The 8946-nt window shown below is 65.5% G+C and carries 8 protein-coding genes; 6 read left to right on the forward strand and 2 right to left on the reverse strand.

All coding sequences use genetic code 11. From position 1 onward, the window contains the following. Nucleotides 1-300: 300 nt before the first annotated feature. Both U9980_RS28500 and U9980_RS09310 read right to left on the reverse strand, forming a co-directional pair. Nucleotides 301-543 carry a hypothetical protein gene (locus U9980_RS28500; protein WP_416210207.1) on the reverse strand — a complete coding sequence of 81 codons (243 nt, stop codon included), beginning with the start codon at nucleotides 541-543 and terminating at the stop codon, nucleotides 301-303. Continuing rightward, nucleotides 444-1718 carry an IS66 family transposase gene (locus U9980_RS09310; RefSeq protein ID WP_322767560.1) on the reverse strand — a complete coding sequence of 425 codons (1275 nt, stop codon included), beginning with the start codon at nucleotides 1716-1718 and terminating at the stop codon, nucleotides 444-446. The genes U9980_RS28500 and U9980_RS09310 overlap by 100 nt, the downstream gene beginning before the upstream one ends. A gap of 530 nt (nucleotides 1719-2248) precedes the next feature. Between U9980_RS09310 and U9980_RS09315 the strand changes: the two genes are divergently transcribed. The 6 genes from U9980_RS09315 to U9980_RS09340 form a co-directional block, all read left to right on the forward strand. Beyond that, on the forward strand, nucleotides 2249-3208 hold the full coding sequence (locus tag U9980_RS09315; protein WP_322767561.1) for a D-2-hydroxyacid dehydrogenase: 960 nt from the start codon (nucleotides 2249-2251) through the stop codon (nucleotides 3206-3208). A gap of 33 nt (nucleotides 3209-3241) precedes the next feature. Beyond that, nucleotides 3242-4339: an aminotransferase class I/II-fold pyridoxal phosphate-dependent enzyme gene (locus tag U9980_RS09320; protein WP_322767562.1), complete on the forward strand. Its 1098-nt coding sequence runs from the start codon at nucleotides 3242-3244 to the stop codon at nucleotides 4337-4339. Next, on the forward strand, nucleotides 4336-5121 hold the full coding sequence (locus U9980_RS09325) for a class II aldolase/adducin family protein (protein ID WP_322767563.1): 786 nt from the start codon (nucleotides 4336-4338) through the stop codon (nucleotides 5119-5121). The genes U9980_RS09320 and U9980_RS09325 overlap by 4 nt, the downstream gene beginning before the upstream one ends. A 48-nt stretch (nucleotides 5122-5169) precedes the next feature. Beyond that, nucleotides 5170-5574, forward strand: coding sequence for an acyl carrier protein (locus tag U9980_RS09330; protein ID WP_322767564.1), 405 nt, complete (start codon nucleotides 5170-5172; stop codon nucleotides 5572-5574). 80 nt (nucleotides 5575-5654) lie between these two features. After that, nucleotides 5655-8210, forward strand: coding sequence for a type I polyketide synthase (locus tag U9980_RS09335; RefSeq protein ID WP_322767565.1), 2556 nt, complete (start codon nucleotides 5655-5657; stop codon nucleotides 8208-8210). 101 nt (nucleotides 8211-8311) lie between these two features. Further along, on the forward strand, nucleotides 8312-8946 hold a 635-nt coding region (locus U9980_RS09340), incomplete at its 3' end, for an AMP-binding protein (RefSeq protein WP_322767566.1).

Genomic DNA, 8946 nt, shown 5'->3' on the forward strand with positions numbered 1-8946 from the left:
ACAGACATCCTCCCCGGACGCCGTGCAGGCCATCCTCGACCACCTCCACGCCCACGGTTGGCTCACGCCCACCCCTTGACCGGATCCGAGTCCTGCGCCCGGGACCGACACGCGCTTATGCGGCCCTGGCCACCCAAGTGATCAGAACGAGTCTCAACTGATCACAAATCTACGGCTACCGCCCAGTAACTCCGCGCGTCCGAGGGCCGATCGGATCGTAGACATTCACGTGGTTTCGTGATCAAGGAATGCGTGTACGCTGCGTCGGCTACGGCGCGGTGGTCGGGTGCCGCAGGGACGTCAGGGTGGGGCCGCGGTGGGTGGTGTCCAGGGGGTGCCGGCCATCGCGTCGCGGAGTACGGCCATGACGTTCATCCCGTGTTTGCGGGCGGTCGCGACGTAGGTACGGAGGTCGAGGCGGTGGCGGGTGACGTCCTCCGAGGTCAACCGGCCGGAGACCTTCTGCTGGGTTTTCTGGGGCCGCAGGTCGCGGTCACTGATGTTGTTCGTCGGCCAGACTCGGGTGTCCGAGCAGAACCGCAGGACGTCGTCTTCCCTGTCCCGCAGGCATTCCAGCAGGCTGCGGCCGGGCGGCTGCTTGGTCGTGGCGGCCGGGCCGTCGGCGGGGGGACCTCGGACAAGCCGACCCGGACCGCGCCGCGGAACTCGGCCGTCAGCGGGCCAGCCGCCTCGACCGGCACCCGCGCCCGGCCCGCGTCGCGGGCCGTGTGCCAGGCCCGGACCAACCCTCGCAGCGCCCGCTGCGCCTGGCCGGGCCAGCGGCTGTCCGGGTAGACCTCGGCCACGTCCTCTAGGTCCCGAAGGATGTGGGCCACGCAAAGCTGGTGGCCGCCGACCTGCGCGAAGTCGGCGTGGTCATACAGGTTGTACCGGTCGTGCACGGCGGTCCCGGCGAAGTCGCCGAGCACCCCGAACGCCTTGAAACCGGCCAGGTCCCGCCCGCCCAGGCCGAACACCACGTACAGGTCGGTGGACGCCGACAGCACGTACTTCTTCTTCCCCGCCGGCCCGCACCGCAGGGTGGTCTCGTCGAACCCGACCACCGGCGACCCGACCACCAGCTCCTTGATTCTCTCCACCGTGCCCGTGCCCGCGACCGCGACCGCGACCGCGGCCCGCGCCAGCACGCCGTGCACGAACCCCGTCGACGGCGCCGCGCCGGTCACGTCCCGGACCAGCAGCGCGGCGCGTTCGACCGGCACGTGCTGGAAGACCAGCAGGTACACCACCAGCGCCAACAGGTTCGGCCCGTAGCTGGCCGGCGCGCGGGCCACCCCGCCGGGCTGGCCGGCGACGTGCTCGCGCCCGCAGCCGCACCGCACCCGGTACAGGTCGTGCTGGACAACCTTGACGGTGACCAGCGGCACCTCGTGGACCTGGTGCGACCGGGCCAGACCCACCTCCGCCGCACCGCCCAGGTCCGCCCCGCACCCGCACGCCCCGAGCGGGTAGTGCGGCACCGTCTCGTCGGGGTCGTCGGACCAGGCCAGCGACGACCCGTCGGCACCCTTACGCTTGCCCCGCTTGCCTTTCTCCGCCCCCGCCGCCCGCCGCTCCAACTCCGCGACCCGGCGACGCAACTCCTCGACCATCTCGGCCTGGGAGGCGATCGTCTCCTTCTGCGCGGCGATCGTGCCGGCCTGGGCCACCAGCAGTGAGACGAGCTCCTCGCGCGACAGCTCCTCGACCCCGGCCACCCACCTAGGTCACCACACCCGGACCAGGACGCACGCACCGACACCCGCCGTTTCACACAACATCCAGACGTGTCTGGATATCGCCTACACACAGCAAGATCTACAAGGCACTTGAATGTTTACATCGGATCCGACGCATCCGTATCGGCGGTCAGGAACCACGAAGCAAGCCCTGAGCTGGGAAAACAATCCGGTCGACAGAAAGAATGACCATCCATCATCATGATCATTTACATGCAACACTATGACCCACAGCCATCAATATCACGCCTTCCCTGAACCTCGTCCCATGGGTCGACACTCCGGCCGGGCTGCGGTAGAATTCCTACATTCCGGATACCAGACGAAAAATTCCACTCCCGGCCCCGGCGCAATATCAGCGATTTATCGTGACGGACACAGGCTGACGATCTCTCCTAATCAACCAGCACGGCCCGGCTCCTCGCCGACAGTCAGCCACGCTGCTTGTCGAGCGACCTGAAAATGCCGTATGGCTCGATCATGGACATTCATCATGGTAGGTGTCTCATATGCCATCCATTACCACGTCAACCATCGGGCAAAGCTCGCTGCTGCATATGGTCCGGCGCGGTGACCTCCCGTCGGATATCCGGATTGAGACTCTACCCTGTACTGATACTACCAGCAAACCTGAGATCGCCTGGCGCACCGGTGAACCTCGACTGGAGTGGTTCCGTGCGCTGTTGGACGGCTCCCCCGGCCTGCGCTGGATCCATTCGGACTACACAGGCGTAGAGGATCTCCCGCTGGACGAACTGGCCGCCAGGGGGATCCTGCTGACCAACGCGGTGGGCGCGAACTCCCGCCCCATCGCCGAGTGGATCGCGCTTGCCCTGCTCACCGCAAGCAAAGGTCTCCTCGACTTCGTCGACCGGTCAGCCAGGGCGGTCTGGGACACCAGCATCATTCCCGTAGACCTCGTCGGCCGGCGGGCGTTGATGCTCGGACTCGGGTCGATCGGCGTCGAAGCCGCGCGGCTACTGGATCCCTTCGGGCTCCGCCTTACCGCGGTCACCCGCCGGCCACGACCAGATCCGGTTCCCGGAGTCGAGCGGGTCATTTCCGACGCCTCCTGGCCGGACCTGCTCGCTGAATCGGACTTCCTGATCTGCACCCTCCCATTGACCAAGCGGACCGACGGAATGATCGGTAAACGGGAACTCGCTCTGCTGCCGTCCCACAGCTGGCTCATCAGCATCTCCCGCGGCGCAGTCGTCGACTCCGCAGCGCTGATCTCCCGACTTGACGCCGGCCTCCTCGGTGGAGCGGTGCTCGACGGCCATAGACCTGAGCCGTTACCTGTCGACCACCCATTGTGGCGCCGGCCCAACGTCCTGATTCTCCCGCATCACACCTGGCGCTCGCCGCACAGTCGCACCCGGTTCGAAGCGATGTTCGCCCGGCAGTTCCACCGCTGGGTGAACATCGAAGACATGGTGAACGTCGTCGATTACGACCACGGATACTGAAAAACGGTGACCACCGAGAAAGGGAGGAAAATCATGACGACAAGCACCGCCCCGGTAGATCCGCAGCCGCTGACAACCAACACCCGCTGCGAGAACGCGCCGACTGTACCGCCGGTCAGGCTCGCCCTGAACGAAAGTTCGATCCCACCCCCGGCCGCCGTCCTCGATGCCTTCCTTCGCACCGGGCAGACGCCCCACCGGTATCCCGAACCATTCTCCGAGACCCTCGTCGCCGCGATAGCTTCCCAGCTCGGCGTGGCGGCCGACCACGTGTTCGTCGGTGCCGGGTCAATGGGAATTCTGCAGGGCCTGATTCGCCTGCTGGCGGCCGGCGGCGAGGTGGTTTATCCCTGGCGTTCCTTCGAGGCATACCCGCTGCTCGCGGACAACGCGTCCGCCACCTCGATTGCACTGCCATTGCGCCCGGACGGACGATGCGATCTGGCAGCCCTGGCCGGCTCCTGCAACGACGCGACCCGGATGATTATCCTGAGCAACCCGACCGGGACCATCGTCGAGAAGGGCGAGATCGAGTGGCTACTCGAACGGGTACCTGTGACGGTCACAATCGTCCTTGACGAGGCATACCGTGACTTCGCGGACCCCGACCGCATTCAGGATGGTATTGATCTTCTTCGCCACCAGGACAATGTTGTCGCGTTGCGCACCTTTTCGAAGGCCTACGCTCTGGCCGGCCTGCGCGTCGCCTTCTCCGTGTCAGCCCCGGCGCTGGCCGAGAAGCTGCGGTCCACATCCTTTCCCTATCGGGTCAACGCACCCGCGCAGGCGGCCGCACTGGCAGCCCTGAACGAACACGAATGGCTGCGCCGACACTGCGCCATGGTCCGGCGTGAACGGATACGGCTCACCCACGGGCTGCGCCGACAAGGCTGGACCGTATGGCCCAGTCAGGCCAATTTCGTGTGGCTGGATGCAGGGGCCGACGCCGCCCGGATCGGACAGGCGCTCGCATCGGTCGGCATCACCGTCCGGGTCTTCCCCGACGAAGGAGTTCGGATCACCATAGCGGACGGAGAAATCAACGACCGGGTTCTGTCCGCAGTAGCGTCATGCGCGCCCGGTCAGCTCGGCTCGCCCGACAGGATGCTTCAGCGGAAGGTGGAACAATGAGCATCGGACCGCCCGGAAAAACCGACGCCGGCACCGGCCCCCATGGAATCGACCCCACCGAGCGGGAACTACGGGTACAGCTGGCGGCCTGCTATCGAATCTTCGACCACCTCGGGTGGACTGAGATGATTTTCAATCATGTGACGGTCCGCCTCCCCGGTCCGGAAAACCACCTGCTCATCAACCCTTTCGGGCTCCTCTACCATGAGGTCACGGCATCCAACCTGGTCAGGATCGACCTCGACGGCAAGGTCGTGGAACCAGGAGACTGGCCGGTGAACCCAGCCGGCGTCATCATTCACACGGCTATACACTCAAGCCGCCCGGATGCCCACTGCGTGATGCACACCCACACCACCGCCGGCAGCGCGGTGGCCTGTCTTCGCGACGGGCTGAGCCCGGACAACTTCTACTCCGCCCAGTTGGCCGGCCAGCTCGCCTACCACGACTTCGAGGGTGTCACCGTATATCCGGACGAGTGCGGGCGCCTGGTGAAGAATCTCGCTGACAAGAACATCATGATATTGCGGAACCATGGCCTGCTGACCACCGGCCGGACGATTCCGGACGCCTTTCTCCGACTGTGGCTGCTGCAGCGTGCCTGCGAGATCCAGCTCGCCGCGCAGAGGTCCGGGCAGACCCTCACAGCCGTGACCGCACAGGCGCACAGGCGCTCGTCCGCCGGCATGCGTGCCGTGCAGGACAGTGGTGGTGGCGCGAGGGAGGTCTTCGAAGCCATGCAACGCCTGATCGAACGCAAGGACCCCGATTACCGGCGGTGACATAATAGCGACTCGATGGCGGAACGTCGAACTGAAACGAGGACCCCGATGATTGCACCCACGCCCGCCGTCACAGCGTTGCGGGCGCTGCCGCGATCCGAACGCCGGGCAGCACTGGAAGCCATGGTGACAGCGGAGTTCAAAGTCACCCTGCTGATGGCCGAACAGGACGATCTTCCGCTGGACCAGAACTATTTCGACCTCGGCCTCACCTCGCTGCGGGTCATTGACGTCAAACAACGCCTTGAGGCCACACTGGGATGCGAGATCGACACGTCCGCACTGCTGCGCAGCCCGACCGTGCGACACCTGATTGACCTCCTCACCCAGGAGGCTCTCCTGGAGCTTTTTGCGGTTCCCGGGGGGCAGGAAAAGCCGGTCGAGCAGCCGGCGGCAACGGCGGGCCACAAGCCTCTTGTCGACGATCTCCTCAAGGACCTGTACGGGATCTGACCGCGAACCGTTCGGACCCGGGCCCGGACCACGACCGCGCGAACAGACCTGCTCGGGCCCGGACGACAGGAGGGACGACGATGTCGGGTGTATCCCATCCCAGCCATGAGGAACTCACGCAGGCGAGAGCGACCATCAGCCAGCAGAAGCTGCTCATCAGACAGCTGCTCCTGGAAAAGTACGAGCCGATCGCCATCGTTGGCGTAGGTCTGCGCTTCCCCGGCGGTAATGACAGCCTGGCTGATTTCACGCATTTTCTTCAGGCCGGACACTCTGGTATCGGGCCGATTCCCGCCGATCGTTGGGACAGCACTTTCTTCGCCACCACCGACGCAGGCACCGATAGCACCGACGTCAGAGGCAGAATAACTACCGTCGGCGGCGGTTTCCTGGACGGAATCGACCAGTTCGATCCGGAGTTCTTCGACATCTCGCCGGCTGAGGCTCAGTACATCGATCCGCAGCACCGGCTGGTACTGGAAACCGCATGGGAAGCGCTGGAGAACGCCGGCATCGATCCCACTCCGCTACGCAACGGCGATGGTGGTGTGTACGTGGGGGTCAGCGCCGGAGACTACGCGCTGGAGGTCGACTCGCTCGGTTACGAGGAGCTGGCTGCACCCATCGCCACGGGCACCGCACACAGCGCACTACCCGGCCGGCTGTCGTGCTTCCTGGGATGGCACGGTCCCAGCATCGCGGTTGACACGGCCTGCTCGTCGTCACTGGTGGCGCTGCATCTCGCCGTCGAGGGCCTGCGGCGTGGGGAGTGTGGGATCGCCCTGTGCGGCGGGGTGAACCTCATCCACCACCCCCGGGCCCATATCCTTTTTTCGCAAGCCAAGCTGCTCGCCCCGGACGGGCGGTCGAAGACCTTCGACGACGCCGCGGACGGCTACGCCCGCAGCGAGGGTTGCGGGATGATCGTGCTCAAACGTCTGTCGGACGCCACGCGTGACGATGACACGGTCCTCGCCCTCATCCGAGGTACGGCGGTGCGGCAGAACGGCGGCAGCGGCGCCTTCACCGTTCCCGACGATGCAGCCCGCGCTGCCCTCATGCGCGCGGCCCTCACCAGCGCGCTGCTTGAACCCGGCGACATCCAGTACGTCGAAGCTCATGCGCTGGGAACGCCGTTGGGAGATCTGGTCGAGATCGCCGCGATCGGTACCGTGTTCGCGGAGTCCCACAGCGCGGTTGCCCCCGTCGTGGTTGGCACTCTCAAGCCGAACATCGGTCATATGGAGGCGGCGGCTGGCATCGGAGCAGTCGTTAAGGTCGCCCTTCAGGTACGTGATGCCGTGATCTATCCGCACCTGCACCTGCAGACCCCCTCGCGGCAGATCCCCTGGGACAGCTATCCGATCGAGGTGCCGACACAGCAACGCCCGTGGGAAGCGCTCACCCGGCGCGCTTTGATCAACTCTTACGGATTCGCCGGAACCATCGCCACAGCCGTCATCGAGCAGGCTCCTGCGGGGACCATCCCCACCTGCGAGGAGAACGACAGCGACGCCCATGTGTTCACCCTGTCCGCAAAGAGCGAGCAGGCCCTGAGCATGCTGGTCGGGAAGTACCAACGGCACGTGGAAGATCATCCCGACCTGTCCATAGGCGACCTGTGCTACACGAGCAACATCGCTCGGGCCCACTTCGGCGTCCGCCTCGCGGGTGTGGTTCACGACCGCGATGAGCTGACATCCCTCCTTGAGCAGACGTCGGCCCGGTTTCGCCAGGCGCCGCGCGGGGACGCGGGCGACCGGCCTGGGATCGCGCTGGTGTTCACCGGGCAGACCACCGCCTGCGCAGGGCTGGGGCGGTCGCTCTACGAGCGCTCCCCGGTCTTCCGTGGGCACCTCGACGACTGCGACCGGTTGTTCACCCCCCACCTGAGCCGGTCCGTCCGCGACCTACTCCTGGGTAAAATCGAAAATCCCGACGGACCCGACGAGGCCGGCGACACCCAGTCTGCGCTGTTCGCGCTGGAGTACTCCGCCGCGAAGATGTGGATCAGCTGGGGTATCCGGCCCGATACGGTAATCGGCTTCGGCATCGGCGAGATCGCCGCCGCCGCGATCGCAGGTCTGTTTTCGCTGTCCGACTCGGTCAGCCTGATCGCGGCCCTGGGCCAGCTCAGTGCACCGCAAGTCAGTGCGCCGCAGGTCAACATGTTCCGCGAGGCCGTCGCCGACATCGGTTTCCGCGAATCGGACCTGACTCTTGTCTCAAGTCAGACCGGTGCGGTGGCTGATCCCGCCGAAATCCGCACAGCCGAATACTGGGCCCGCAATTCCGGCGAGCCGAGCGGTTTCGCGGCTGGCCTGCGCACCATCGAAAGACGTGGCCGGCATGTGTTCATCGAGGTCGGCCCACCGTCGACACCGATCGATCTGTGCCGGCAGTCCGTGGCGGTCTCCGCCCACCGCTGGCTCACCAGTTTACGCCCGGCAGACACAAACGGCAGTGTGCTCCACGAGTCGATGGCGGAACTGTACACCGCGGGCGTGCCAGTGTCCTGGGCCGAATACCACCGCGGCCACGAGCGATGCAGAACAACCTTGCCCAGCTACGCCTTTGACCGGTCACGGTACTGGCTGCCGATCACCGGCAAACTCCACACAAATGCCTCGGAATAGACGTGCTTGATCTGGTGCGGTCCGGACCGGCTGTGAACCTCCGAAATATCTGTGAACCAGAAAACAGCTGAGAACCGTTCGAGAACTGAGGAGTCCGCCCGATGCCCAGTGCGATCTACCATCCAGGCATCCGAACGCTCGCCGACACGGCGGCCTTCCACGGGCGGCGGCAACCGGAACACACCGCCATCATCTGCGAAGGCCACGCCGTCACCTACGGCCAGCTGCACCGCGAGAGCAACCGCACGGCGCATGCGCTGCACGCCCACGCCCGTGGCAACAGCCACAGCCACAGCCACAGGCACCAGCCGCGCGTCGCCCACCTCGGTAAGGATTCGGAGCACTTTTTCGACATCCTGTTCGGCTGCGCCAAGAGCGGAACGACGCTGGTACCCCTCAACTGGCGCCTGACCGTCGGCGAAATCGCCCACATCCTGCGCGACTCCGGTGCTGAAATGCTGTTCGTGGGAGCGGAGTTCCTCGGCATGGCAGAAAAGGTCGGTACCGAGCTTCCTGAACCCCCGGCGTTAGTCCTGCTCGACCAACCGGACGCCGTTGGTGCGGGCTTCCTGGCCTGGAAGGCGGAGCATCCCGACACCGACCTCGACACGAATCCGGCGCCCGAAGATCCCCTCGTGCAGGTCTACACGAGCGGTACGACGGGTCGGCCCAAGGGGGTCGTACTCGCCCATCGCAGCTTCTTCACGATCCGCGACAGGCTTGCTGAGCACAACCT

Origin of the sequence: Protofrankia sp. Cr1 (assembly GCF_963555865.1) — a bacterium.
GTDB lineage: Bacteria > Actinomycetota > Actinomycetes > Frankiales > Frankiaceae > Protofrankia.

Coding starts and splice junctions, on each gene's coding strand:
- U9980_RS09320 (WP_322767562.1), top strand. CDS start 3,242: ATGACGACAAGCACCGCCCCGGTAGATCCGCAGCCGCTGACAACCAAC.
- U9980_RS09335 (WP_322767565.1), top strand. CDS start 5,655: ATGTCGGGTGTATCCCATCCCAGCCATGAGGAACTCACGCAGGCGAGA.
- U9980_RS09330 (WP_322767564.1), top strand. CDS start 5,170: ATGATTGCACCCACGCCCGCCGTCACAGCGTTGCGGGCGCTGCCGCGA.
- U9980_RS09315 (WP_322767561.1), top strand. CDS start 2,249: ATGCCATCCATTACCACGTCAACCATCGGGCAAAGCTCGCTGCTGCAT.
- U9980_RS09325 (WP_322767563.1), top strand. CDS start 4,336: ATGAGCATCGGACCGCCCGGAAAAACCGACGCCGGCACCGGCCCCCAT.